This window comes from Shewanella acanthi, from assembly GCF_019457475.1.
GTDB classification, from domain to species: Bacteria; Pseudomonadota; Gammaproteobacteria; order Enterobacterales; family Shewanellaceae; genus Shewanella; species Shewanella acanthi.
On the sequence record NZ_CP080413.1, the window covers coordinates 454377 to 480727 of the forward strand.

At 46.3% G+C, this 26351-nt stretch carries 26 protein-coding genes; 16 read left to right on the plus strand and 10 right to left on the minus strand.

The window, feature by feature from the left end; genetic code table 11:
• Position 1: 1 nt before the first annotated feature.
• The gene (locus K0H61_RS01960; protein WP_220051101.1) at positions 2 to 889 is read left to right on the plus strand and encodes a radical SAM protein; all 888 of its coding nucleotides are present in this window, start codon (positions 2 to 4) and stop codon (positions 887 to 889) included.
• A gap of 96 nt (positions 890 to 985) precedes the next feature.
• Here the strand turns inward: K0H61_RS01960 and K0H61_RS01965 are convergent, their stop codons facing one another.
• A complete protein-coding gene (locus tag K0H61_RS01965) occupies positions 986 to 3094 on the minus strand; it encodes a TonB-dependent siderophore receptor (RefSeq protein ID WP_220051102.1) in 2109 nt (702 codons plus the stop codon).
• A 312-nt stretch (positions 3095 to 3406) separates the two neighbouring features.
• Here K0H61_RS01965 and K0H61_RS01970 point away from each other — a divergent pair, with 312 nt between their 5' ends.
• The 6 genes from K0H61_RS01970 (at position 3407) to K0H61_RS01995 (ending at position 9581) form a co-directional block, all read left to right on the plus strand.
• On the plus strand, positions 3407 to 3751 hold the full coding sequence (locus K0H61_RS01970; RefSeq protein WP_220051103.1) for a metalloregulator ArsR/SmtB family transcription factor: 345 nt from the start codon (positions 3407 to 3409) through the stop codon (positions 3749 to 3751).
• A gap of 24 nt (positions 3752 to 3775) precedes the next feature.
• Complete coding sequence (gene arsB, locus K0H61_RS01975; protein WP_220051104.1) at positions 3776 to 4795, plus strand: ACR3 family arsenite efflux transporter; 1020 nt, start codon at positions 3776 to 3778, stop codon at positions 4793 to 4795.
• A gap of 65 nt (positions 4796 to 4860) precedes the next feature.
• Positions 4861 to 5874: an ArsJ-associated glyceraldehyde-3-phosphate dehydrogenase gene (locus K0H61_RS01980; RefSeq protein WP_220051105.1), complete on the plus strand. Its 1014-nt coding sequence runs from the start codon at positions 4861 to 4863 to the stop codon at positions 5872 to 5874.
• Between the two features lie 52 nt (positions 5875 to 5926).
• A complete protein-coding gene (gene arsJ, locus K0H61_RS01985; protein ID WP_220052409.1) occupies positions 5927 to 7180 on the plus strand; it encodes an organoarsenical effux MFS transporter ArsJ in 1254 nt (417 codons plus the stop codon).
• Positions 7181 to 7184: 4 nt separating this feature from the next.
• Positions 7185 to 8024, plus strand: a complete 840-nt coding sequence (locus K0H61_RS01990) for a DUF2927 domain-containing protein (protein WP_220051106.1) — start codon at positions 7185 to 7187, stop codon at positions 8022 to 8024.
• Positions 8025 to 8144: 120 nt separating this feature from the next.
• A complete protein-coding gene (locus K0H61_RS01995; protein ID WP_220051107.1) occupies positions 8145 to 9581 on the plus strand; it encodes an MBL fold metallo-hydrolase RNA specificity domain-containing protein in 1437 nt (478 codons plus the stop codon).
• A gap of 11 nt (positions 9582 to 9592) precedes the next feature.
• On the opposite strand, the gene K0H61_RS02000 is transcribed toward K0H61_RS01995, so the two are convergent.
• The gene (locus K0H61_RS02000) at positions 9593 to 10948 is read right to left on the minus strand and encodes a flavohemoglobin expression-modulating QEGLA motif protein (RefSeq protein WP_220051108.1); all 1356 of its coding nucleotides are present in this window, start codon (positions 10946 to 10948) and stop codon (positions 9593 to 9595) included.
• Positions 10949 to 11225: 277 nt separating this feature from the next.
• On the opposite strand from K0H61_RS02000, the gene K0H61_RS02005 reads away from it, so the two are divergent.
• Positions 11226 to 12197: a PDC sensor domain-containing protein gene (locus K0H61_RS02005; RefSeq protein WP_220051109.1), complete on the plus strand. Its 972-nt coding sequence runs from the start codon at positions 11226 to 11228 to the stop codon at positions 12195 to 12197.
• Positions 12198 to 12368: 171 nt separating this feature from the next.
• On the opposite strand, the gene K0H61_RS02010 is transcribed toward K0H61_RS02005, so the two are convergent.
• On the minus strand, positions 12369 to 12545 hold the full coding sequence (locus K0H61_RS02010) for a PA3496 family putative envelope integrity protein (RefSeq protein ID WP_011621344.1): 177 nt from the start codon (positions 12543 to 12545) through the stop codon (positions 12369 to 12371).
• Between the two features lie 311 nt (positions 12546 to 12856).
• Here K0H61_RS02010 and K0H61_RS02015 point away from each other — a divergent pair, with 311 nt between their 5' ends.
• From K0H61_RS02015 to rimK, 4 genes are all read left to right on the plus strand, one after another.
• Positions 12857 to 15007: a CHASE domain-containing protein gene (locus K0H61_RS02015; protein ID WP_220051110.1), complete on the plus strand. Its 2151-nt coding sequence runs from the start codon at positions 12857 to 12859 to the stop codon at positions 15005 to 15007.
• Positions 15004 to 15438 (plus strand): response regulator, encoded by a 435-nt coding sequence (locus K0H61_RS02020; protein WP_220051111.1) that lies wholly within the window; start codon positions 15004 to 15006, stop codon positions 15436 to 15438. Before K0H61_RS02015 ends, K0H61_RS02020 begins: the two co-directional genes overlap by 4 nt.
• A gap of 8 nt (positions 15439 to 15446) precedes the next feature.
• Positions 15447 to 17168: a putative bifunctional diguanylate cyclase/phosphodiesterase gene (locus K0H61_RS02025; protein WP_220051112.1), complete on the plus strand. Its 1722-nt coding sequence runs from the start codon at positions 15447 to 15449 to the stop codon at positions 17166 to 17168.
• A 187-nt stretch (positions 17169 to 17355) separates the two neighbouring features.
• Positions 17356 to 18264: a 30S ribosomal protein S6--L-glutamate ligase gene (gene rimK, locus K0H61_RS02030; protein ID WP_220051113.1), complete on the plus strand. Its 909-nt coding sequence runs from the start codon at positions 17356 to 17358 to the stop codon at positions 18262 to 18264.
• A gap of 60 nt (positions 18265 to 18324) precedes the next feature.
• On the opposite strand, the gene K0H61_RS02035 is transcribed toward rimK, so the two are convergent.
• The 4 genes from K0H61_RS02035 to K0H61_RS02050 form a co-directional block, all read right to left on the minus strand.
• Positions 18325 to 19017 carry a TorF family putative porin gene (locus K0H61_RS02035; RefSeq protein WP_220051114.1) on the minus strand — a complete coding sequence of 231 codons (693 nt, stop codon included), beginning with the start codon at positions 19015 to 19017 and terminating at the stop codon, positions 18325 to 18327.
• A gap of 280 nt (positions 19018 to 19297) precedes the next feature.
• Positions 19298 to 19570: an HU family DNA-binding protein gene (locus K0H61_RS02040; RefSeq protein WP_220051115.1), complete on the minus strand. Its 273-nt coding sequence runs from the start codon at positions 19568 to 19570 to the stop codon at positions 19298 to 19300.
• A gap of 146 nt (positions 19571 to 19716) precedes the next feature.
• Complete coding sequence (locus K0H61_RS02045) at positions 19717 to 20514, minus strand: response regulator (protein ID WP_220051116.1); 798 nt, start codon at positions 20512 to 20514, stop codon at positions 19717 to 19719.
• A 75-nt stretch (positions 20515 to 20589) separates the two neighbouring features.
• Positions 20590 to 20973, minus strand: a complete 384-nt coding sequence (locus K0H61_RS02050) for a hypothetical protein (RefSeq protein WP_220051117.1) — start codon at positions 20971 to 20973, stop codon at positions 20590 to 20592.
• A 125-nt stretch (positions 20974 to 21098) separates the two neighbouring features.
• Here K0H61_RS02050 and K0H61_RS02055 point away from each other — a divergent pair, with 125 nt between their 5' ends.
• Complete coding sequence (locus K0H61_RS02055) at positions 21099 to 21608, plus strand: DUF4240 domain-containing protein (RefSeq protein ID WP_220051118.1); 510 nt, start codon at positions 21099 to 21101, stop codon at positions 21606 to 21608.
• Between the two features lie 184 nt (positions 21609 to 21792).
• On the opposite strand, the gene K0H61_RS02060 is transcribed toward K0H61_RS02055, so the two are convergent.
• Positions 21793 to 22101, minus strand: a complete 309-nt coding sequence (locus K0H61_RS02060; protein WP_220051119.1) for a hypothetical protein — start codon at positions 22099 to 22101, stop codon at positions 21793 to 21795.
• Positions 22102 to 22373: 272 nt separating this feature from the next.
• Here K0H61_RS02060 and K0H61_RS02065 point away from each other — a divergent pair, with 272 nt between their 5' ends.
• Positions 22374 to 22898, plus strand: a complete 525-nt coding sequence (locus K0H61_RS02065) for a DUF3016 domain-containing protein (protein ID WP_220051120.1) — start codon at positions 22374 to 22376, stop codon at positions 22896 to 22898.
• Between the two features lie 116 nt (positions 22899 to 23014).
• Here K0H61_RS02065 and K0H61_RS02070 read toward each other — a convergent pair whose 3' ends face one another.
• Positions 23015 to 23323 carry a prephenate dehydrogenase gene (locus tag K0H61_RS02070; protein ID WP_220051121.1) on the minus strand — a complete coding sequence of 103 codons (309 nt, stop codon included), beginning with the start codon at positions 23321 to 23323 and terminating at the stop codon, positions 23015 to 23017.
• Between the two features lie 48 nt (positions 23324 to 23371).
• On the opposite strand from K0H61_RS02070, the gene K0H61_RS02075 reads away from it, so the two are divergent.
• Positions 23372 to 24271: a TraB/GumN family protein gene (locus K0H61_RS02075; RefSeq protein WP_220051122.1), complete on the plus strand. Its 900-nt coding sequence runs from the start codon at positions 23372 to 23374 to the stop codon at positions 24269 to 24271.
• Between the two features lie 7 nt (positions 24272 to 24278).
• Here K0H61_RS02075 and K0H61_RS02080 read toward each other — a convergent pair whose 3' ends face one another.
• The gene (locus K0H61_RS02080) at positions 24279 to 25052 is read right to left on the minus strand and encodes a methyltransferase domain-containing protein (RefSeq protein ID WP_220051123.1); all 774 of its coding nucleotides are present in this window, start codon (positions 25050 to 25052) and stop codon (positions 24279 to 24281) included.
• A gap of 393 nt (positions 25053 to 25445) precedes the next feature.
• Here K0H61_RS02080 and K0H61_RS02085 point away from each other — a divergent pair, with 393 nt between their 5' ends.
• Entirely contained in the window at positions 25446 to 26276 is an 831-nt protein-coding gene (locus K0H61_RS02085; RefSeq protein WP_220052410.1) for a MaoC/PaaZ C-terminal domain-containing protein, read from the plus strand.
• Positions 26277 to 26351: the final 75 nt, after the last annotated feature.

Below are 26351 nucleotides of genomic sequence, written 5' to 3' on the forward strand. Positions count from 1 at the left end.
TGTGTTAATTAACTATATCGAACCGGTATTTAGACCACCGTCTGAATGGAAGTCATTGATACTGCAAGTCACCAACGGCTGCAGTTGGAATAAATGCAGCTTCTGTGACATGTATACCGAGCCGCAAAAGGCGTTCAGGGCGCAAAAAATCGATAAGATTGAGCAGGATATTCTCGCCATTGCTCGCACTGGCATGCCTGTTTCTAGGGTGTTCTTGGCCGATGGCGATGCCATGAGTTTGCCCTTTGCCCGCCTAGAGGCCATTTGTGAGTTAATTAACACCCATCTGCCGCAAGTTAACCGCATCAGTAGTTACTGTTTGCCGCGAAATTTAACTAACAAAACCCCAGAGCAACTCGCCCGTCTGCGAGAACTGGGTTTAAGCCTGCTCTACGTGGGCTGTGAGAGTGGTGATGATGAAGTGCTCGCGCGTATTCAAAAGGGTGAAACCTTTGAATCCTCACTTTCTGCGCTCCAAAAAATTCGCGCCGCGGGAATGAAGTCATCTGTGATGATTTTAAACGGTTTAGGTGGGGTGGCATTGTCAGAGCAACATGCCATCAATTCCGCCAAGCTGATGAATGCCGCCCAGCCTGATTATCTGTCGACACTGGTGGTCACTCTGCCGCTTGGCAGCGAGCGTATGGACGCGGTATTCGATGGTAAGTTCCAACTGCCTGACCAAATGGGGCTATTTCGTGAGATGCACACACTGCTGAGTAACTTGGAGCTTGAGCAAACCATTTTCCGCTCAGACCATGCCTCGAACTATTTAGTGCTTAAGGGCGTGTTGGGTAAGGATAAGGCAAAGCTTTTAGCCCAGGTTGAGCTTGCCATTAATGCGCCGCGCAGTATTCCCCTTAGGCAGGAATGGCAGCGGGGATTGTAGTCCTAAAGGCCGCTAACAATAAATAGCCACTGATAATACAAAGCCCCAGACTTGTGCTGGGGCTTTTTGTTATTTCAGGCAATCACTTAGCCGAGATTAGAAGCTATAACGCACACTCACTTTATAGCTACGAGGCTCGCCAGGCATAGTCCACAGTGATGAGTAAGAGCTTTGATAGTACACCTCGTCGAACAGGTTATTCACGTTAAACTGTAGGCTAACAGCCTGATTTAGCGCGTAGGTACCAAATAGATTCACTAAGGTATATGCTGGCAGCTCGTAGCTTGGATCGATAGTTTCACCTACGCGATCGCCAACGTATAACACACTCGCACCGGCCGAGGCATCGGAGCCAAACAGTGAGGTATCATGCTTTAACGTGAGACTGCCACTGTGCTTTGGAATGTTAATTAAACGGCTGCCCTCGGGAATGCTCACACCCCAATCGGCGTTAAGAATATCGTTTGCCGTTTGAGCATCGGTATAGGCATAGGAGAGCAAAAGCTGAGTATCTTGGCTTAGGTAAGCGGCTAAATCTAACTCCACTCCTTGGCTATCTGCCTTACCCAATGCCGCTGAGAAGCCTGAGTTGACAGGGTCTGCGGTCAGCACGTTGCTCTTTTCGGCGCGGAACAGCGCGATAGAACCACTTAGGCTTTCGAGCTCAAACTTAGTACCGAATTCGAAGGATTTGCTTTCTTCTGGCTTGAAGGCCACGCCGCGATAATCCGAACCCGTATTAGGACGGAAACCTTCAGAGTAGCTGCCATAGACACTTAACCAAGGTTGCCATTCGTAAACCACACCGGCTCTAGGGCTAAACACGTTTTGGCTTTGGTCGGTTTCGGTCTGGTTTTTATGGTTTTCAATGTTTTGCTCGAAGCTGTCGAAACGGCCACCTAAGGTCAGCTTCCATTTCTCATTTAGATCAAGCTGATCCTGAACGTAAATACCGTAGTTATCTTGGGTTTCTACTTGGTTGTAGAGCAATACGCCTTCAGGGGCTATTTGGCCATATTCAGGGTTATACACATTGATGCTGTAGGTCGCATCGCCCGCCGTTGGGCGGTAACGCTCCCAATATTTGTCGAAGTGGAAGTGATAACCATCAACGCCAATCAGAATATGGTGGTTGATAGAGCCGGTTTCGACCTTACCGCTTAACTCAACGCGGCCAGACAGGTCGCTTGATTGGAAGTCACGGTAGCTGTGCTGACGGCTTAAAGTCTCGCCATCGGTGAATAGCATTTGACGGCCTTTCACCAGTTCAGGATCGCTTGAATAGCCTTCGAGCGCCGTGTCGCGGTAGCTGATGCCCGACAATAGGCTCCAATTTCCCAAATCATGTTCTAGGGAAAATTGATGGCCTAAAAGGTCAATTTGAGTCGGGCCATCGCTAGCTTCGCCTAAGTATCTGTCGACGGGCAGGGCATCGATATCACCATTTATGGCGACGATACCGCGATCGAATGGGACTTTTTGGCTAGAATATTCAAGCTCATAGCTAACACGGGTTGCATCACTCGCCACCCAAAGCAGGGAAGGGGTTAATACGCGTTTTTCGGAGTTGACTGGATTACGAAAACTGCCCTTATCTTCGTAGGCGCCGTTGACGCGAAATGCTAGCGAATCGGTAATGCCATTGGTGTAATCGCCTTCGAAGCGGTAGTTATCCCAGCGGCCCGCACTGGCCTGCAGATAACCTTCTTGGGAGAATTTGGGCTTTTTGGTAATGATATTAATAGTGCCGCCGGGTTCTGAGCGGCCATACAGGGCAGAACCTGGACCCTTCATAATTTCAATACTTTCCACGTTGGCGGTGTCACGTGGGCCGCCGAAACCACGTCCGGCATCATAGCCATTGACTAGGTAGCCTGAAGGCACGTTTTCATCGCCCACAAAGCCGCGTACGGCGAAACTGTCCCACACGCCACCAAAGTTATTTTGACGATTGACTGAGCCTGAGAGATCTAGGGCGTCCATCAGTGTCGAAATGCCCGCATCGCTTAACTGCTCCATCGACAGGCTTTCTACTGCCTGAGGCTGTGCCTTTAGCGGTACATCGCCCCTGAACGGTTGACGAACGCCTTTGACTTCGAGTCGCTCGATATTAGCGCTAACCTCTTCGGCGTACACTGTTTGGGAAAGAGCACCAAGGATGGCGAGTTGAATGAGGGATAAACGAAAAATGCCTTTAGTCGACATAGGAATAGACTCCGATATGGGAAGCGCAGCAATCTTGTTGTTTTTGTAACTAAAGCGATTTTTGTATTTCGAGACCGTAAAACAGTCTGATACAGCTCTAGCTGTTTAATTAATGCGGATTTTAATGGTAATTATTATCATTTGCAATTTTGTTAATTTACATTCCTTTACTATTTGAGAGCCAGTTCAAAGTTAATCTTGCCTTTAGGCAGTAAAACCATTCTTACTCAGCTCCCTTTTACTTCTGCTTACTAGATATATATGTTTTTTCATATATACTTTTTTCCATATGTTTTTATTAAGGATTAAGCCATGCAAGCGGTTGCTTTTTTCAAGGCCCTTGCCGATGAGACTCGGCTGAAATGTTTATTGCTTATTCAGCGTGAGGGTGAGCTGTGCGTCTGTGAGTTAATGGCCGCGCTCGCGGAGAGTCAGCCCAAAATCTCGCGCCATCTGGCAGAGTTAAAAAAGGCGGGCCTGTTGGTGGATAGACGTCAGGGGCAATGGGTGTTTTACAAGATAAATCCTGCGCTAAGTCAGTGGTGCCAAGCTGTTTTAGCCCAAAGCTGTGAGGCCAACGGCACATTGCTTGCGGCGCATTTAGATAATCTGTGTAGCATGGGCGCGCGGCCAGAACGTGCCCGTGCCTGTTGTTAAGCCATTTCAAAGTGTGAGGCAGTTATGGGCATTTTCGAGCGTTATTTAAGCGTGTGGGTAGGGTTAAGTATTGTGGCGGGCGTGCTGCTGGGGAATTGGTTTCCGAGTGCTTTTGCGGCTGTAGCAGCACTGGAATATGCCCACGTTAACCTAGTTATTGCGCTGTTTATTTGGGTAATGATCTATCCCATGATGGTGCAGATTGATTTCTCGGCGGTGAAGGATGTGGGTAAGAGTCCCAAGGGATTATTACTGACCCTGACCATCAACTGGCTGATTAAGCCCTTTACCATGGCGCTTCTCGGCTGGCTGTTTTTTAAAGGGCTGTTTGCCGATTTGGTTGATGCGCAAACCGCGGGGGAATATATCGCGGGGATGATTTTACTCGGTGTTGCGCCCTGTACCGCTATGGTGTTTGTTTGGAGCCAATTAACTAAGGGCGACCCCAACTACACCTTAGTGCAGGTGTCGGTAAACGATATCATTATGGTGTTTCTGTTTGCGCCGCTTTGTGCCCTCTTGCTGGGGGTGAGTGATATTCAAGTGCCCTGGGAAACCTTACTTTTGTCTGTGGTGTTGTATGTCGTATTGCCGCTGCTAGCAGGCGTGATAACCCGTAAACGCCTCGAAGCACGCCAAGATCCCCACGCTTTGCCCATGTTATTGGCCAAACTTAAACCTTGGTCCGTGATTGGGCTCTTGGCGACTGTGGTACTTCTGTTTGGCTTTCAGGCGCAGACGATTTTAAGTCAACCACAGAATATTTTGTTAATTGCTATTCCTTTGATTATTCAAAGCTATGGCATTTTTATCCTGACCTACTTTCTTGCCCGTAAGCTTAAACTCAACCACGCCGTTGCGGCGCCCGCCAGCATGATTGGTACCTCTAACTTTTTCGAGTTAGCGGTCGCGGTGGCAATTTCGCTATTTGGCCTGCACTCGGGGGCAGCGCTGGCGACTGTGGTTGGAGTGTTGGTGGAAGTGCCAGTGATGTTATCGCTGGTGTATTTTGCCAATAGGACAAGGCATTGGTTTGAATCTTAAGCGCAATTATAAATTAAAAGCATTTAAAATCATTATATTGGAAGTTAACTAGGTATTTATCAATCATGGCAATCAAAATAGGTATCAATGGTTTTGGCCGCATGGGACGTTTAGCGCTACGCGCGGCTTGGGAATGGGACGATGTCGAGTTTGTGCAAATAAACGATCCCGCAGGAGATGCTGCGACCCTAGCGCACCTGCTTGAGTTTGATTCTGTCCATGGCCGTTGGGGTCATGCCGTGAGCAGTAATGGGGATAAAATTGTTATCCAAGGTAAATCGATTGCGACCAGCCGCAATAAGGCCATTGGTGATACCGATTGGTCACAGTGTGATGTGGTGATTGAAGCATCGGGCGTGATGAAAACCAAAGCTTTATTACAAGCCTATTTAGATCAAGGTGTTAAACGCGTTGTGGTGACTGCGCCTGTAAAAGAAGACGGCGTACTTAACGTGGTGATGGGTGTGAATCATCAGTTATATGACCCTAGCATCCATCCGATTGTGACGGCGGCATCTTGTACCACTAACTGCTTGGCACCTGTGGTGAAAGTGATTCACGAGCAGATTGGTATCAAGCATGGTTCGATGACAACTATTCATGACATTACTAACACCCAGACTATCCTCGATGCTCCGCATCAAGATCTGCGCCGTGCCAGAGCCTGCGGTATTAGTCTCATTCCGACAACGACCGGCAGCGCCACGGCCATTACCCATATCTTCCCAGAGCTTAAGGGTAAATTAAATGGCCATGCGGTACGTGTGCCACTGGCAAACGCGTCCTTAACCGACTGTGTGTTTGAGCTTGAGCGAAGCGTGACTGAAGCGCAGGTGAATGCGCTTTTACAAACTGCTGCCGAAGGAGAACTTAAGGGCATTCTTGGCTATGAAGAGCGTCCTCTCGTCTCTGTGGATTACAAAACCGACCCACGTTCGAGCATTGTCGATGCGCTTTCGACCATGGTGGTCAATGGTACTCAACTCAAACTCTATGTGTGGTACGACAACGAATGGGGATACGCCAATCGCACCGCCGAGCTGGCGCGTTTAGTCGGCCAGCTTGACTTACCGCGCTAGGAGAATACCTGTGTCCCTGACTAAGGCCTGCGCTAAGCCCTTTGAATTACTAATGCAATTGCCCACTGCGGTGCGGCAATACTTGCTGATCACCTTCAATTATTGGAGCTTTACCCTCACCGACGGTGCACTGCGGATGTTGGTGGTACTGCATTTCCACAATTTGGGGTATTCGCCGTTATCCATTGCCATGTTGTTCCTGTTCTATGAGATTTTTGGCGTAGTGACTAACTTGGTCGGCGGCTATTTAGGGGCGCGTTTAGGGCTTAATCGCACCATGAACTTAGGTCTTGGGATGCAGGTTTTCGCCTTGGGGATGTTATTGGTGCCCACAAGCCTATTACCACTTTGGCTTGCGGGCGTGCCTTGGGTGATGGCAGCGCAGGCGCTGTCAGGAATTGCTAAAGATCTTAATAAGATGAGTGCCAAGAGTGCCATTAAACTCTTAGTGCCCAAGGGCGAACAGGGGAAGTTATATCATTGGGTGGCGCTGTTAACAGGCTCTAAAAATGCCCTTAAGGGCGCGGGCTTTTTCCTCGGTGGTGCTTTGCTTGCCGTACTTGGTTTTAACGCGGCAGTTGCGGCCATGATGGCTTCCTTGGCAGTGGTTTGGCTACTCAGTTTAATGCTGCTTAAACGGGATTTAGGTAAGGCGAAGAATAAGCCCAAATTTACCGAAATCTTCTCTAAAAGCACTAACGTAAATATCCTCTCGGCGGCGCGGTTATTCCTGTTCGCGGCGAGGGATGTGTGGTTTGTGGTGGCGCTCCCCGTGTATCTATCGAGCCAGTTTGGTTGGGGACACTCGGCGGTTGGGGGCTTTTTAGCACTCTGGGTTATTGCCTATGGCATAGTGCAGACCCAAGCGCCTAAGCTTACTGGCGGTAAGAAAAGTGCAGTAGCGAATGCTCTGGATGCAGATGCTCAGGCTACAAATGTCCAAGTGCCGGATGGCCGCAGTGCGATATTATGGGCATTCTTACTCGCCTTTGTACCTGCTTTTATTGCCCTAGCACTTATGATTGGGATTTCGCCTTTTGTAACCGTCACACTCGGGCTACTCTTATTTGGCGTATTGTTCGCGATTAATTCGTCCCTGCACAGTTACTTAATCGTCAGTTATGCCAATGATGAGGCGGTGTCCTTAGATGTCGGGTTCTACTATATGGCCAATGCTATGGGGCGCCTTATCGGCACAGTGCTTTCGGGTTGGGTATATCAGAGTTATGGTCTTGCGGCTTGCCTGTGGATATCGACGCTGCTGATTGCGACCACGGCAATCATCTCCATTAAATTACCAAGGTAGACGAATGTTAAAATGGCAAAGGTTATTGAAACAGATAGGTTTTAATCTGGTTTTAATGGCCTTGCCATTGAGTGTTTGTTCCTCCCTTGCTGCAGAATCACCCTCCTCGTTTAAACAAACCGCCACAGCGGTTACGGATTGGAAAAATCCTGCCTTTATCCTGCGAGCCTTCGATGAGGTCGCTCTTAAGAATGAATATGATCGCGATAACCACAGGGTCAGAAAGTGGCGTGAGCCAGTGAGGGTTTTTATCGAGCATAGGGTGGGGGCTCAGGCATTACATCGCCAGTTAGTGCAAATGCATTTAGCGCACCTTGCGGAGATTACCGGCCATCCTTTTTCAGTGGTCGATAAACTCAGTGATGCCAATCTACATCTGGTATTTACCCGCCAATCTCTGTGGGCGGAGGATGTGGCGCGGTTAATGGGGCAGAGCGCGGTGGATAAAATTCACGGCTCAGTTTGTATGGGCACCTTTGGCTTAAATGCCCAGAGTGAAATCAATCGGGCTTGGATTGTTATCCCTGTCGACCAAGCGCAGATGCATGGTAAGTTAGTCGCCTGTGTGGTAGAAGAAATCACACAAACCTTGGGGCTACCGAATGATTCTGAGAAGGTTTTCCCCTCCATCTTCAACGATAAAACCCCACAGAATTTACTCTCGGGGCTCGATTATATTCTGTTGAAACTCCTCTATAGCGATGCAATCAAACCTGGGATGACGGCGGCAGAAGCCAAGCCTATATTGCAGCAACTAATACAGCGATGGCAGAAGGATGGCACTATTGGCGGTGCCGATAAACGGGTACGAGAGGGCAAGTTATACCCTATGTTAGGTTATTGATTTTTATTTGAGTCATCTTAAATCATTGGACATCATTCTTTATCAATTCTTCGTTTTAGGGGCTTTTGCATGGTCTATCTTTAAGTAACACATCCCATGGAAAGGCGCGGAAGGCGAATCATGCAAATGACATTGCAGTTTCTCGGTGCGACTCAGGAGGTAACGGGCTCCTGCCATTTACTCACCGTTGCTGGGCGGCAAATGCTACTCGACTGCGGACTCATTCAAGGCCGAAAAGAAGATGAGATGAGAAATCGTGACCCCTTCGCCTTCGAGCCAAAGGATATTGCTGCTGTTGTGCTAAGTCATGCCCACATCGACCATTCGGGCCGCTTACCCCTTTTGGTTAAGGCGGGCTTTAATGGCCCCATCTATACCCATAAAGCCACTGCCGATCTTTGCGCTATCATGCTAAAGGATGCGGCGATTTTACAGGAGCGGGATATCGAGCGAACCAATAAAAAACGCGCCAAACATGAACTTGAGCCCCTGGAACCCCTATTCACTGTTGAAGATGCCGAGCTCGCTGTAAAGCAGTTTGTGACCATTGAATATGGACAAGTGGTACAGGTAATTCCCCATGTGGATATTTGTATGTCCGATGCGGGGCATATTTTGGGCTCGGCACTTATCGAGCTGTGGCTAGGTGAGGGGAGTGAACAGAAAAAGATGGTGTTTAGTGGCGATCTCGGCAGGGAGGGGATGCCAATTCTACGTGACCCTACTTTAGTTGATCAAGCCGATCTCGTGCTAATGGAAAGTACCTATGGCAACCGTTTTCACCGCAGTTGGACCGAAACCCTCGCGGAATTAAAAGCCATCTTTGCCAAGGCGGTATCCGAGAGTCGCGGCAATATTCTCTTGCCTGCTTTCTCGGTCGGGCGGGCACAGGAGCTGCTGTATCTGTTTCATTTGTATGCCAAAGAGTGGGATCTTTCCCGCTGGAAAATCTGTCTAGATAGCCCCATGGCCATAGAGGCGACTCAAGTATATGTGAACAACTATCCCTTGATGGACGATGATTTTAAGCGTTTCACCCGCCAGCATCCGGGGCAACATCCTTTGCTTTCTAATGTGGAGTTTACGCAAACTTCAGAGGAATCTATCGCGCTTAATGAGGTGCATAAGGGGCTGATTATTATCGCAGGGAGCGGCATGTGTAACGGCGGTCGCATTCGCAGCCATCTAGAACATAATCTCTGGCGCCCCGAATGCGATGTGATTATCTGTGGTTTTCAGGCCTTAGGTACGCCCGGTCGGGCGCTGGTGGATGGCGTAGATTACCTGACAATTCATGGCAATAAAGTGCAGGTTGCCGCCAAACTGCATACGGTTGGCGGTTTATCGGCCCATGCTGATCAGGCCGAGTTGCTGCGGTGGTATCGTCATTTTGAGGATAAACCACCGCTGGTACTGGTGCATGGTGAGCGTGAAGCCCAGCAGGGGTTAGTCGATGCGATAAATCTCGATCCTAAGACTAAACCCCAAGCTATAGCGATTGCGACCCTCGGGGATAAACTCGACCTTAATGCCCTACCCAAATTGGTGTGGGTCTAGGCATTGGCTCATTAGTCCGAGTTATTGTCAAACTCGGTGTCATCAAGCAGTTCAGTTGCTGGCGCGACATTGGGTACATCCTTGAATAGGCGCGTAAAGTGACGTTGTACGCCCTTCAGGTCGATACCCGCTAATCCCGAGGCGAAGCCAAACCAAGCATATAAACCACTGAAGTTATCGAACATCGGTGGCAGGTATTTCGGTGGTGTGAGAATCCCTTCCTGACAAGCTTGATAGAGCACAGGAATGTCTTCGATTGCCAGTTTACCTAAGAATAACATAGGGATAAGTTCGGGTAGCCCCGAGGTGATGGCGCTGCGGATGAAGTTGATATTTTCAACATAGCCGCGCACATAGGAAATATCCTTGGTAAAACAGCTCCCCCCCTGCACCATACCGCCGCGAAAGACCCGCTGTGTTACGCGGTAACTGTCCTTTGCACTTAGGTTTAATTCTCTGAAATAGTTGAAAACTTCAATAAAGTCAGCGCCATTTTCCGCCATATCGACTGCGGCGACGCGATCGCTAATACGACGTGCACGACCCGGATTTGAACTCAGGGTCAGCATCTCAAGCAATACCGCAAGGCCTTCCTGAGTCGCCGCCACCCTTGGTGAGCCCACACTTAACCATTTGGCGTGGGGCTGGGCGCGACCATTGAGCGTTGTACCCACATGTACCCAACCTTCATGCACTTCGTAAACATTAAGGTCTGACTCGCTGAACATGGCTTTACTGTTCAGTTTGACGGTATCCCCCCCCACGGCAGCGTCGGAAACGATACCGTCGCTCAATCGCACCCGCATATCATCGCTATGGAAGTATTTATCAAGTCTTTGACTTAGTACACGAACGGCTTCGGGCGCGGTGATGATCTTAGGGTGATGCTTGTTCATATGCCGCGCAGCGGGCAGGGAAAAGATATAACTGAGCTTATCGCCCAATTGGCGTAGGGTATGGCGATCGCCATGGAGTCGGTGGCTGGCACTGCCGTAAAGTTCTTGACTGAATTTGCCAAAAGTTGGCGTGCCGCGGTGTTCGAGCATTTCAATCACCAAGCGATACTGGTCGACGTTAGCAATCAGCAGCTTACCGAGTTTGTCCTTTTTACCAAGGCGACGCTGGATCTCAAGCTTTAGGCTAACTAGTTCTTCTTGGGTTTTTGTGGGATCGAAGGGCAGGGCAATATTTTGATAAAAATCCTGCTGGATCGCGGGGAGTACAGTGCCCTTACTGGAAAGGAAGCGCTCTTCCATTTCCCTTGGCCATTTGATGGCATCGAGAATTTTGATCGGTGTTTGAATGCGAATAAGCTCATCGGAAAAACGACGTAAATCTTCTTGATATTGGGCTAACGACTCTGACATTCCCGAAATCCTGCTAACACTTAAGCGTTTGAAATAGCCCTAATCATAGCGGTAAAGCCTCGATTTTTATATGGTGAGGGCAGGAATTGAAAAAAATTGTCGATTAAAGAATTTTTGTTGTATCGATGAAATGAATCAATTTGGTGCGAGGATGTATCTTTTTGAGCGCGTTAGTGCGTTTGTGTTTTAGCAAGTAATTGTAATCTAATGGATTACGACTGTGGCACTAAAACTGCTTCGGCTAAGATGTCGATTATAGAGGTGTCATGGAGGCTTTATGGCTGCAATGAGCTATTTGAGTGTGATAGAGCGTTATCACGAGTATGAAGCCACGGTACACGAACTGATGGAATCCATTTTAACTGGGATTGCCGATGTGGAACTGTTTAATCAGCCCAAGGTGGATTTAAAGGCAATTAAAGGTCTTGCAGGCAGCTATCCCTTTGTTGAACTGATGTATTTACTCGATACCCAAGGGGTTCAGATAAGCCAAAATATTGCTGTGATCGAAAACCAGCTAAAGTTGATTCCCCTTAGCGGCAATATGGATCGCAGTCAGCGCCCCTATTTTATCAATCGTGATGAATCCGATGGGGTGAATATCACCCGTCCTTACCTCTCTAATGCCAGTGGTAATCTCTGTCTGTCGGCCTCTATGGCAATATTTAAGCAGGATCAAAAACTCGGTTATCTGGTTATTGATGTGGATTTAACTCGGCTGATTGAATTTATGATGGGGGATAGCGCAAGACGCAGAGTAACTCCCGCCTTTAAGGCCGTTTATGCCCTGATCGTGGTTGGGCTCTTTGTGCTAGTGGCCGTGCTGTTGTGGACAGCGCTTAGGGATATTTATGGGCTTTTCTGTGGTGCAAATCCTGGGGAAGATCCACTGCAGCCCTTTGGGATCATCATTTTTATTACTTTAGCATTAGCGATCTTTGATTTGGGTAAAACGATTCTCGAAGAAGAAGTGCTGATGCATAAGGATATTTTTCGCCATAGTTCTACCCGCAGAACCATTACCCGTTTCGTTTCAACGATTCTGATTGCGATCTCCATCGAGGCACTGCTGACCATGTTCAAGGCCTCCCTCGGAGAAAAGCAATATATCGAGCCTGCAATATGGATGATGTTGGCGGTGGTAGGTTTATTAGTCGGATTAGGAGCTTATGTATATCTGGGGGCAAAAGCCGAATGGTTACTGATTAAAACCCAAACCTACAAGACTGGGAAAAATAGCGCCAAGTAGCAACATTGAGTTGCGGGTTTAAAGACTTTGCGAGCAAATGAGGAAATAAAATAGTCAGTGAAGGTTGTCACCCAGCCCAAGAGTGCTGGGTGAGGCCTAGGAATGAAAGCGTTAAGTGCTAATGTATAAACCTTAAAACTTAGTCACTTAATGCTCTTGGTACGCATTGAATTAAAAGAAATCATCGTCTCCTAATGCGCGTCTTAATTCGGCACGTTCGAGATAGTCTTCCAAGCGTTTTTTGATCTCACGCTTATGTTGCATTGCCTCTGCAGCTTTACTATTTCTAGGGGTAGTCATCGCCTCAATTTCAGTATCGTTGGGCACGACTTCAGTAATATGAGCCATAACGAATTCCTCTTGTTGAACCTAAATTCTTTCTATCTAAAAAGAGTCTGACAGAAAAGCAAAATATTTTACGAATTAGGGAAAAAAATTCTTCCCATCATTAGCCCTGAGGTTAACGCGTAGACGCAAGTTTGGCGGTGATTTGTCAGTTATTAAGTTATTGCTGGTCATCTTGGTTGAATTGCATCATCGAATTTAAAAGCCCTTCTGATGTTTGTGCTAATTATTTGTAGAAACTTGAAATAATGCATTTACCGAACAACACTTTGTGAGGAAATTACCCTTTTCACTTCGCTTTGGGTCAGGATGATATGCACAGGGATGTTTCTCTAGAGTCCGCTGGTCGATCTCAAAATCTTTACTTTAGTGTACTGAGCTCAAATTGGATGATGTTTTTCACCCTAATGCTTTTTATGGGCGCGGCATGGTACATCCTCGAAGACTATCTAAAGGGTAGGGGTGAAGAGCGCTTTGATCATAGCGTACAGGAAATTACAGAAACTATTCATATCAGGATGGTTTCCTATGAGCAGTTACTTAGGGGAGGTGTAGGGTTAATGTTAGCGTCGCCAAATGTGACGGCTAATGATTGGAAAACCTATGCTGAAAATAGTCAGTTATCCAAGTTTTATGAGGGTATTCATAGCTTTGGCTATATCGAATTGGTTGCTGATACGTCAAGTCCAGTCTATCAACAAGACCCAATACCGCAGGGCAATCAACTGAATAGTCCTTCTCAACAGCAAAGCAATTTTCATTGCGTTGTTAAATTCATTGATTCCACTGAAACACTGCTTCAACAGAGCGAAGGCTTTGATATGTGCTCTGAGCAAAAATATCGGCAGGTCATATTCACTGCTATCGATAATGGTAATGCAACTATGACTGGGGAAAAGCTCTTAGAAGATGGCACAGAACATGGGGCGCAATCTGGATTTTTAATGTATTTCCCTGTGTATCGACAACCAGTTGATGATGTGTCTGCGCGTTGGCTGCAGGCGATAGGATTGGTTTACGTGGTAATACGAATAGATGATTTAATGCAGGGGGTATTGGCGTCGCAACATTCGGGTTTAAGACTGGCGTTATATGCTAGCGATCTTGCTGATGCCAAAAGTTTAATGTTTTCCAGTAGCCAAGTGTTGCCTTCGGCTCAGGATTCTTTTTACCAATCCAAAACTGAGATGATTGCCGGCCAAGTCTTGCGAATTGATATTTCCTCGGATGCGAGCTTTGTGTCGAATGATGAAGAAAATAAAAGGTTTTTACTGCAATTTATCGGTTGCAGTTTTATGTTGGTCTTGATGTATTCGGTTCTCACAATCGCAAGCAAACGTCAGCAAGAATCCATTATCAACAATGAGTTAATGGCTAACGAAGACAGATTCAAATTGGTTATTGAATCTTCTCCTAGCGCACTATTAATGGTCGATGACCAAGGGTTGATTACCCAAGCTAACTCTCAGACAGTGCAATTGTTTGGTTATTCCAAGGCCGAACTTATTGGCCAGCCTATTCATATTTTCCTGCCCCAATCCCTTAAGGCTGTGCATCAAAAGCACATGAGTAACTATCTATCCCAGCCCTTTGCGAAAAGTATGTCGATGCGGGATGAACTCTTTGGGTTCTGCAAAGACGGTACGCGATTGTCTATTGAGGTGGGGCTCACCCCGATACACATGAGTGAAGGGGTGTTTATTCTGGCAACCATCCATGATGTTTCTGAGCGAAAGCGAATCGAAGCCCAGAGAATTCTGCATACCGAGGAACTTGAGCGTATTAATCAGGAGTTGGATAGGTTTACCTACATTGCTTCCCATGATTTGAAGTCCCCCTTAAGGGGGATTGAACAGTTGACTAGTTGGTTGAGTGAAGATCTCGCAGATAACACTAATGAAAATGTACAGAAGTATTTGGGTCTTATCCAAAGTCGAATTCAGCGGATGGTGTTATTACTCGATGGACTGCTGATGTTCTCGCGCATCGGTCGGGTTCAGACTGAAATCGTGCAGATAGATAGCAGGTTATTGGTGGAGGATATGTTTGCGCTTGTTGCTCCTTCTCAAGGATTCAGCTTACAGCTCGAAGGGGATTTTCCCCATTTTTCGACCTTTAAGACCTTACTCGAATTAGTGATTCGAAATTTGATAAGTAACGCTATCAAGCACCATGATCGCGGCGAAGGCGTGATAAAAGTGACCTGTGAGCGGCAGGAGGACAGGTTATGGTTTAGTGTTATAGATGATGGCCCAGGGATCTCGGACGAATTTCACAGCAAGGTATTTGAAATGTTTCAGACCTTAAGACCAAGGGATGAGGTGGAAGGCAGCGGTCTAGGATTGTCTTTAGTGAAGAAAACCGTCGAGAGTTTGAAGGGCGAAGTTCAATTAGTATCAAAGGGGCGGGGCTGTTGTTTCCGCTTCAGTTGGCCTATTGAGATAAAAGGCAAGGAGGCAGCATGAACACCCAAGACCAATACAATCAGGTGACAATCCTCCTCGTTGATGATGACGATGTGGACTATATGGCGGTAAAGCGGGCGATGCAGCAGCTGAAGTTGCTTAATCCCGTGGTGAGGGCGAAGGATGGACTCGAGGCTTTGAGCATTCTCTCCGATCCCAATGCGATCAAAGGACCCTATTTGATCCTGCTCGATCTGAATATGCCGAGAATGAATGGTTTTGAGTTTCTTGAACGTATTCGTTCAGATCCCGTTTTATCATCCTGTGTGGTGTTTATGTTGACCACTTCTAAGGCTGATGAAGATCGGATGAAGGCCTATAGCCACCATGTTGCGGGATACATGGTTAAGACAGAAATGAAAGATGGGTTCAACAATATTTTAAATATGTTGGAAGGTTACTGGCGGATTGTTGAATTGCCAAAAGTGTAGGTAAATCTATGGATTTGCTACTCATAGATGATGATGAAGTTGATAGAACCGCAATCATTAGAGCGTTGCGGCAATCACAAACTGCCTTCAATGTAGTCGAGGCGAACTGTGCTTTCGATGGCCTAAGCTTGGCTGTTGAGCGCCATTTCGATGGCATTCTGCTGGATTACATGTTACCCGATGCTAATGGTTTAGACGTGCTAATAAAGCTTAATTCTATGTCCACTGAGCAGTCGGCGGTGATCATGCTAAGCCGGTATGAAGATGAAAAGTTAGCGCAGCGCTGTATCGAGTATGGCGCCCAAGATTTTTTACTCAAGGATGAGGTTAATCCTCGCATTTTAAGTCGGGCAATTCGCTATGCGAAACAACGCTCTTCCATGGCAACAGCACTTCGAAGTAGTCACGAGAAACTAAAGGAATTAGCAGAACATGACTCCCTCACTAAATTAGTCAATCGCTATGGATTTGAACTTTGCCTTAATCGAGCCATTGCAAGGGCGCGTCGAGGCCAGGGCTATTTAGCGGTAATTCTACTCGATCTCGATGATTTTAAATCAATTAATGACACACTCGGACATCAAACTGGCGACGTGCTTTTGGTGAAGGTTGCCGCACGTCTCAGTACTGTTTTACGCGATGGAGATCTAATTGCTCGTCTAGGTGGGGATGAGTTTGTCGTGTTGGTTACCGAGACAGACAATAAGTATTTCCCCATGGTAGTGGCAAAACGTTTGCTGCAAGCCTTTGAAAAGGCATTTCAACTCGGTCCTAATGAAGTGATGATTGGCGCGAGTGTTGGTGTTGCATTTTATAATGATGCTGCCTCCAACAGTTCTGAATTGATGAAGTGTGCTGACATTGCCATGTACCGCGCCAAGAAATTAGGCCGGAACCAAATTCAGTTTTACTCAGAGGCACTAGACAAGGAGGTTCGCTATCGTAACCATATCGAATCGAGTCTACGTATTGCCTTAAAACAGCAAGAGTTTAGGGTTTTTTATCAAGCACAAGTGGATGCCAAAACGCATTGTTTGGTAGGTATGGAGGCGCTGATCCGCTGGGAGCATGCAGAGGATGGCCTAATCTCACCTGATCAGTTTTTACCGATTGCAGAAGAAATCGGCTTTATGGAAGAAATTGGTGACTGGGTTTTACTCGATGCCTGCAAGCAAGCCAAGCGCTGGCTGGATATGCTGCAACCGATTGGGCACAAATTGACTATTGCAGTTAATTTATCAGCTTCCCAACTAGCAAATGCGCATCTTTACGACAAAATCCTGCACGCATTGAGGGAGTCCGCACTGCCTGCTGAAGCTTTGGAATTGGAAATTACTGAGAGTGGATTGATTGAGGAGCCCAGTGAGCGCGCTAGGGTACTCAATTTAATTAATGACTTAGGTGTTCGTTTTGCTTTAGATGATTTTGGTACAGGATTCTCAACCCTAGAGCATTTAAAACACTTTCCCATTAGTATCTTGAAAATCGATAAGAGTTTCATCGCCTCCTATGATCACGATGAAAAAGACACGAGATTGCTCGCCGCACTTTTAAACTTCGCCCAGGGTTTTAATGTGATGGCTGTTGCCGAAGGTATTGAAACCCTTGAACAAGCGAACTTTTGTACCGAGCGTAGTTGTAATGTGCTGCAAGGTTATTTTTTTTCCCGTCCGATCGATGCCAGTGAATTTGAAGCCAAGTTCATCCTTCCATTACTCGATGCTAAGTGAATTTACGCTATCCTGAGATCTCGCAGGGCGGTTTTCGTCTGGTGAGGATTATTTACTTGCTTTACACTGAGCAATAGACAACTATCAGCGCCCCTTTCTGGTGCATATAGCATTTGGAATGTGATTTACCGCGCCGCATTTATTGCGTAGAGCCTTCATTTTGCGTGTTTAACTTGGTCATTTTTTCATGAAAATAGGTATTCTTTCTCAGTTCCCCGAGTTGTATTCAACCCGTCGCCTAGTCGAGGCCTGTGAGAGCCGTGGGCATGAGGCGGTGGTGATTAATACCTTAAATTGCTACATGAACATCAATTCCATTAAGCCTAGTATTCATTACCAAGGTGAAGATTTAACTGGGTTTGATGCCATCATCCCACGTATTCATGCCAGTGTGACATTTTACGGCTGTGCCGTGGTGCGCCAGTTCGAAATGATGGGCGTTTACTCTGCAAATGACTCCATTTCCATTGCCCGTTCCCGTGATAAATTAAGAGCGCTGCAGTTGTTATCTCGGAAGGGCATAGGCATGCCCATTACGGGATTTGCCAATAAACCCAATGACATACCCGATCTTATTAATATGGTGGGTGGTGCTCCCTTAGTGATCAAATTACTGGAGGGCACACAAGGTATTGGTGTGGTACTCGCCGAAACGAAAACAGCGGCAGAGAGTGTTATTGAGGCATTTTTAGGGCTCAAGGCAAACATCCTAGTGCAGGAATACATCAAAGAGTCCAACGGCAGTGATATTCGCTGCTTTGTTGTTGGGGATAAGGTGGTCGCCTCGATGAAACGCCAAGGACCCGAAGGGGATTTCCGCTCTAATCTACATTTAGGTGGTTGCGGTGAGAAAGTAAAAATTACCCCAGAGGAGCGTAAGATGGCTGTGGCTGCGGTTAAGGCAATGGGGTTAGTCGTTGCCGGGGTGGATATTTTGCGCTCAAACCGTGGGCCGCTGATTCTAGAGGTGAATTCAGCACCTGGTATAGAGGGGATTGAGCAAACGACGGGCATTTCTGTCACTGAGCCGATTGTCGAATATATAGAGAAAATGGTGGCGGCGAATAATAAATCGAAACGCCCCATTATTGCTTAAACGGATATTCTCCATAAAAATGCCACGCTAGGGTGGCATTTTTATTCGTTGGTTAACGAGTTAGAGATCGAAACCGAAAGAGTAACCTAACACGACTTTAGCGTCGTCACCGTGCAAATCGGTGTCAGACACCATAAAGGACACTGTACCAATAGTTGTGTCCGTGCTGAGGGTCACGTTGTAGTCTGAGTAGCTGTCTTCATCGAACCAGCCTTCAACCACATCACCGCTTGAGTAACCGTAGTGGAATGACAGATTGAGCTTTTCAGTCACAGGGAATGAAGCGTTCGCTTCAAAGTAGCTCATATCCTTTTCATCTAATGGGGCTGCAGCCACATCGTTGCCCGCGTTGATCACATGGGAATAACCGACTTCGAGCCATTTCCAAGTTAATGCGCCATGCAGCTCGCCAAAATCGATACTGCTGTCTGAATCAGGGTAGGCATAGTATAAGTAGCTAACATCAAAGCCTAACTCCTCGGTAATATTGCCGCTATAGCCGGCATAGAGGTCAAGCTCGTAACTAGTACTGTCACCAAAATCAACGTTCGATGCCCAAGTTCCAGCGTAAAAACCAGAGTCATGGCTGTAGTCGATACCGCCTTGTATCGCTGCACCATTGCCCGTTTGTGATACACCGCGCCACAAATAGTTAGAAGTTCCACCTATATTGCCTGAAACGGCCGCAAAGGCATTGGCCGTCATTAACAGTCCCGTCGATAATGCCAACACGCTGTACAGTGATTTGTTCATCTTCATCCCCTCGATTGACTTATTTATCGATTCACTCATGTCGGCGCTTTGCTGACATTGGTGCATCATGGTTTTTTCTGAGGAGTGAACTGCTAATCACATGCCACTATTTCAATTTCTTAAAAAACAATGCGTTAAACATTTTTGTGTTAATTAAATGTTTTTAATTGCTCTAAAATAGAGCGTTAATGCACTGCGGGCGTGCAATATTTAAGCATTTTGACCAAAAAAAACGCCTCACACTGGGGGAGGCGTTTTCTCAAATTAGTGTCTTATAGACTTAGTTAACGCTATCACGCAATGTTTTACCCGCTTTGAACTTAGGTACAGTGGCTTCAGCGATGTGAATTTCTTTACCAGTCTGTGGGTTACGGCCAGTACGAGCTGCACGGGTAGTGGTTTCAAATGAGCCAAATCCAACGATAGAAATTTTGTCACCGTTTTTCATTGATTCAGTAATAGCTGCTTCGAATGATTTTAATGCACGTGCTGCTTCAACTTTGGTTAAATCGGCATTTTCAGCAATCTTGGCGATAAGTTCAGTCTTGTTCATTTGTGTTGTCTCTTCTTTCCGTAGATTTGTTAATTAAGCATACCTAACATGCCACAAGGATTTGGAGTTGGAAAGCCCTTTACTGCATGGGAGTGTAATCCGTGTAGCAAAAAAGCTAAATTTTTACACTAGATGCGAGTTAGGTTTTATTCTTCAAGGAGTTGGTACAGTATTTGTTTAACTAATTTGGGCTCAAATGGCTTGTCACATAGGGCATTCACCCCCGCTTGTGAGACGTTGCTCAGGTGGGCTTCGTTGGCTTCGGAGGACACCATTAAAATGGGAATATGGGATTGTTGGCTTTCGTTACGAATATATTGGGTGAGGGCGAGACCATCGACACTGGGCATGTTGTAGTCGGTGATGACTAAGTCGAACAGCTGGTCCCGCATAAGTTCAATCGCCTGTGCGCCATCTTCCGCCTCGGTGATATGCTCGATGCCTAAATTGGCAATTGTCCGCTTAATCACGTTACGGGCCATGCGGCTATCATCAACGACCAATACCCGTAAGCTCTTCACATCAAAGTGGCTTAAATCTAATTCATCGTGACTTAAAAAATCGATAGTGGCATTGAGTGCCTTGCCTAAATGCTCGGCATTAAAAGGTTTTGGCAGGATAGCGACAACACCAGATTGGCGAAACACTTCTAATTGTTCGCGGCGATACTCGCTGGAGACCAACATAAATTGGATATCTTTGCATTCTGGAAGGGCGTGTAAGTAGTCTAAAAACTCCTTCGCCGTACCATCTTCAAAGTACATCGCACTGGCGATAAGATCAGGTTTATGCCTTTCTATCAGTCCTTTAGCCTCGGTAATATTGGCGGCACTCTGTATGCTGATGATTCCTTCCTGCTGCAGATGCTTAATGATGATCCGCCGCTGGATCTCCGAGGGTTCGACAATCAATATGGATAATTCATCGGGGGATAACTGGGTCATAGTGGCCAGGACGCACGCTGAAAATTTAGTTAAGTTGTTAACTTAGGACAGAAATTACCGCTTAGCAACCTAGGTTTATTGATTCGTGCTCTGGCGTAAATATCGATGACTCACTTTCGAGAAGGCAATCCAATACTGGATAAGTAATAGCAAAATAATACTGGCAACTAGCGGTAACATCGGGATGTTATGCCCTGCCAAGATGACCTTAACATCTTCTGGAGTGACTCGATAGGCGATGATGGCGGTAATTCCCAATGCCGTAAAGCCCAGTGTTTGCAGTGCAAGATAGACCTTGAGCACTACGCTGGCCCAAGGAGCACGCATCATAATGCCAGCTAATACGGGCAACACCCCTAGGGTGAATAAATCGAAGGATGCGGTGGCAACGGCGCGCCATAGGGCCACAATAGCGAACAGAGTATAGAGAAGGATTAACAGTAGCAGGCGTTTTGGCATAGCTTAAATCGTTTAGGATATTTAAGGATGAGTCAGTGTAGGAAAAGAGCCTAATCGAGTCCAGCATAAGCCGAATATCATGTAGAATAGTGCCTTTGCTGAAGCAGGATAATATAGGTTTAGTAATGACTGAAGTTGAATTTTGGGCGCTGGTAACCCGTACCGAAGCTGCGCAATCGCAAGAATCTATAGGGCAGTCTTTAAAAGACAAGCTGTCCGTGTTGGATGACGAGGAATTAAAGGCCTTCGATAAAATGTTCGGTCAACAAATGCGTCGCAGTTATCTTTGGTCCCTGTGGGGAGCGGCTTACATCATTACAGGCTGTGACTCAGACTATGCCTTTGCTGAGTTTCGTAGTTTTCTTATCTCCCTTGGCCAAGCGAAATACGACGAAGTGATTGCCAATCCCGACAGCTTAGGTCAACTCAGTGTCTGGCCGGAAAAAGACGGTTATGCCTATCCATTTATTGAAGATTATGATTTGATCGCAGGCCAATTATTTGAAGACAGAACCGGTAAAGAGCTTCCCTTTATGCCATCGGGTAAAGCAACACCAGTAGGTAAAAAGTTCAGCACTAAACCTAAGGACTTAAGGCAGCAATATCCCCTATTAAGTGCTAGATTTCCTTTTTAGGCTGGATGCTTAAGAGCTTAAAAAGCTGGCTAACTTAGCCGTAAAGTGTGTTTAAAGCGGGCTTTGGTTTAAGTCGCAAGGGGTTAGATGTGGAGATGAAAGCTGCGATTTAGCGGCTTTTTGTTTTTGGGCTTAGGAGACTCGTTAATAACCTATCCGTGAATACCATTCTTCCAAGTTGAGCTTATTGCTCGTTACGCATTTCGAGGCATTGAAATCCCTGTTTACGCGAGTCAAATTCACACTTCAAACCGCATTCCCATGGTGCGGCATCAAAGAGCTGGGATTGTTCTTTAGAAAAATCTCGGCAAGACTCATAACTATTAAAATTATCCGTTTTTTTATATTTACCCGAATCGAAGCCATGGGTATAGATAAAAGACGACCAGGTCTCTGGACGGGTATCTTTTTCTGAGGATGAAATAAACCAAATTGCACTGATAAAACAGCTAAACAGGATCAACACAAACACAGGTAAAACAGGGAATTTCATTTTTCATTCGTGGTCATAAATGGTGAAGTGAAGGATATCGGTTTTTTTCGCGTGATGCGCGTGAAATGCTCACAATTTGTTAACTTTGCACCGGATTAGTGCGAGCCTAAGATTAAATTTGTGACATGTTTGGCGACATTAATTATCTATTATTAAAAAATACAAAAGCTTAATAACCACTGAGTGATTTATCCCCCCTTTGCATTAAGCTAGAGTTCAGGTTAGATTTTGTACGGTATCGGCTATTCAGTGTGTTGGCCCAGGAGGCAAGTATGAAAGTTAAGTTTCTTTTACTCGCGAGCGTATTGAGTGTGAGTGCTGCGTGGGCAGCCGAAGAAGTGAAACCCGATCCTATGACTGAGGACGGTGTGGTTAAGATCCTGTGGCAAAATCCTAAAGATTACCGTGATGTTAAGTCATCGGGAGATATTCAATCCCGTTATGAAGCGCGTCTATTCGAAACGCTAACAGCGAATATCAACAAGGAAGCATCAAAGATTTTAAAGCCTAATCAAAAGCTTGAAATGACAGTGACCGATGTGGACCTAGCCGGTGATATGCGTCCAACCTTTGGCGCTACCGCAAATGATCTGCGGGTGATTAAAGATCTTTATCCACCGCGCATGACCTTTAAATATCAAGTCATTGAAAATGATAAAGTCATTGTTGCAGGGGATGAAAAACTCACCGACATGGGATTTATGACAAGTTCACCGTCATTGAGTGATAAGCCGTTTAATTATGAGACTGAAATGCTTAGGGATTGGTTGAAAAAGACCATAGCGCCACAGATTTAAGGCAGCCCAGTTAAAAAGAGATAAGCCTTTTCTTAACTCTTGTTCTCATAAAAAAGCCAAAGCCGTTCATCACAGCTTTGGCTTTTTTATTGAGATTGAGCGACTGTCCAAACCAATCAACTCTGCTTTTTAAAGGCCTGCAGGGTTTTCAGCAGTGTTGCCAGTTGGCGAACAAGGGTTTCTAGGGTGACAGGATCTAAAGTTGATTGTTGCTGCAACTTAGTGAGATCGTCGACTAGCTCTTGCACATAGGGCAAAAAGCGATTGCTCGATACGATAAACCCTTGATCGGTTGTGAAGATACTGGTGAATTTTCCATGACCCGCTTTTTTCAATTCATCTAACTTGGCGTCGGCATCGATGGCTTGGCGATAGGCGGTTTGAAGGCTTTCTTTCAGTTGCTCTATAACCTTAGTGTGTGGCATAACAGCGTCTCATTACAAAATTTGTAGGAATTATAAGGGGCAAAGGAAATGGCAACAAGTCGATGGCGCCGATTACTCACACTGGGCACGTTGATGCTGAGTGGTATTGCCTCTTGTTGGGCAATGCCGAGCGATAAGCCGCCTTTTTATCAGGTGCAATGGCAAGGGAAAACCGCTTATCTTCTTGGTTCTATTCATATTGGTCGCGCCGATTTTTATCCTATGCCGGCCCAGATTGAAACCGCACTCTCTAAGGCTAAGGGGCTGGTACTTGAAATCGATCTCAGTAAGATCGATGGCCGTACGCTGCTACAACAATATGCAATGGCGGACAAGTCAAAGGGACTCGATTGGCAGAGTCGCGATACGCAAACCCTTGAGACTATGGAGAAGTATTGCATTGGTAAAGTTAGCCTTTGTCAGTCTCTTCAATCCTTTGCTCCTTGGTTACAGGCAACTCAAGTGAATTTATTCCGTTATAAAGACCTAGGTTATAGTGCTGAATATGGTGTCGATATGCAGTTTTTGGGGCGTGCTACCAATATGCCTGTGTTTGAATTAGAAACGGCGCAGTCGCAATTTGAGATGCTGTCATCCTTTAATAGCCAAACCCAGTGGGCCATGGTGCGCGATGCGATCAACTTGCCCGATGATGAATTACTCGAGCTGATTAGTGCTTGGCGTTCGGGGGATGAGACTGCGCTCGATGGGTTAATGCAGGAGCAATTTGCTGAGCAAGGTGGCGATGAAATGCTTGATAAAATACTCTGGCAACGTAATCACACTATGGCCGATGGCATTATTAAGTTACTCGGGGCTGAATCGATACAGGCGCCGCTATTTGTGGTAGTTGGCGCGGGGCATGTGGTTGGTGATAAGAGCGTGGTACAGCGACTAAAACAGGCGGGTGCGAAAGTTACCGCCTGTTGGCAAGAGGTTTGCGAATAGCTATTACCTAGTTAGCCGCTTTTTGCCCCAGAAAGTGCACATAGCGGCCTAGGGAAATATAAGGTTCACGCTGGGAATATTCGAGCTCCATTGTCAGCAGCTTGTCATAATCAATATCGGTGCCACGATTTTGTTTTAGATAATCGTGGATTACCCTAACCCCCGATTGGGTGATGAGTCCCATTCGCCATTCTTGAAACCATTGGTTAACGTCTTGAATGTATAAGGGATGGGTGGGAGTTAAGCGCACCTTTTTCTTCACCTTAAGGTCTGCGGCCACATAATCGAAATTTCCCGACACTAAGGCATGAAATCGCATGGCTTCTTTATTGTAAAACATCAGCGAAAACAGTCCGCTGGGCTTAAGCATTTCAAGCAAGCCTTCCATCGTGCTTTTGGCATCGACTAACCATTCCACCACTGCATGGCAAAGAATAACATCGAACATACCATGTTCAGCGACCGACAACTCCTGAATAGGCGCATGTACCAGACGAATATTTAATAGCGTTTCAGAGGCATCAATTTGTGCTTTAGCTTGGGCGAGCATCTCGGCGGAGATATCACACAGAACGACCTCGTGACCTAAGCGAGCCAGTTTCTGACTGAAGTAACCAAAGCCGCCACCCGCATCTAAAATCCGCAGTTTTTGCTCACCGAATTGTGCTAATGCAGGGCTGATATCGCGCCACAGCACGGCGGCACGGATTTCACCCTTTGGGGTTCCATAAATATTCTTCGCAAATTTTTGCGCGAGTTTGTCAAAATTCTTGTCTTGCACGGCTAACTAACAGTAAAGAGTGGGGGCGATAGTGTGGCACAGGCGCGACATTTTCGCATCCATGCAGAATCAAATGCGGATTTTAAGTCTGTGATTTGTCGCCGCTGAGTCATAGTGCATGAGTTAAATTCTGTTCATCAACTTGGGATACCCAGATATCTGGGCTCTAGGGTATAATTGTTGGGTTTTTGATTTTTCTGACTCTTAAGTTTTCCATTCGTTGAGTCAGCTTCATCCTGTTAAGACGACGTTTTTCGGTTTTATTTTCGTTGTGTGGTTTGTATTACAGATGTTTGTCATCTGCATTGTGTATTGCCGTTTGATACTTGCAGGGCATAGTTAATTTAAAGGTACTCAGACTTGAATAATGCTTTTAGTGTTGAATTGAATGCGATGCCGTCGCTGTTTTCGCTGTATCGCAAGATTTTCTTTGGCCGTAAACCTGGTTGGGATCAGCAGCCCCTACCTTGCATTAAGATTACCACGGCAAACGTGGGGGTTAATGCCAGCAATGTAAGCCAGTATGCCGAAGTGTGCGGTTTTCAATTCGATGGTCAGACGCTACCGCCAACCTATTTATATACTTTGGCGTTTCGTCTGCATGCGATGATTTTTACCCATGAGGCCATTACGTTTCCGCTGATTGGTTTGATCCACCTAAAGAATCGTATTCAAGTATTTCGCCCGACCAAGGTCGATGAGTCATTTACCCTAGAATGCATATTAACCAGCAGTCGCGAAACGGATTCCGGATTAGAGTTTGAGCTAGATTCTAAGGTGTTTGTCGATGGCGAATTAGTTTGGGAATCACTGTCTACTTACCTATATCGTATCGAGTCTGCGGGTCGCAGAGTGCGTCCACCTAAGGCTATCGAGATGGAATGGGATTCACCTAAAACCTTAGAGTTGAGTGAAGACTTAGGTCGCCGTTATGCTAAAGCCTCAGGCGATTATAATTTGATCCATTTACATCCAGTACTGTCAAAACGCTTCGGTTTTGAGCGTGTATTGGCTCATGGCATGTGGTCAAAGGCGCGCTGTTTAGCTGAGCTAATGCCTGAGATTGGCGATCGTCCATTTACTGTGGATGTGGCTTTTAAGCTGCCGCTGCTGATGCCTGCCGAAGTGGGATTCGGTTTTCAAAAGACCGAAGACAAGTGGTTATTCGAATTACGTGATAGCAAAGGTCGTAGGCCGCACTTAAGTGGTGATGTGCACTTCTAAGATTTAATAGCAAGCACGCAAAGATAAACGGCGCCCATGGTGCCGTTTATCGTTTAAGGTGCTGATATTTAATTG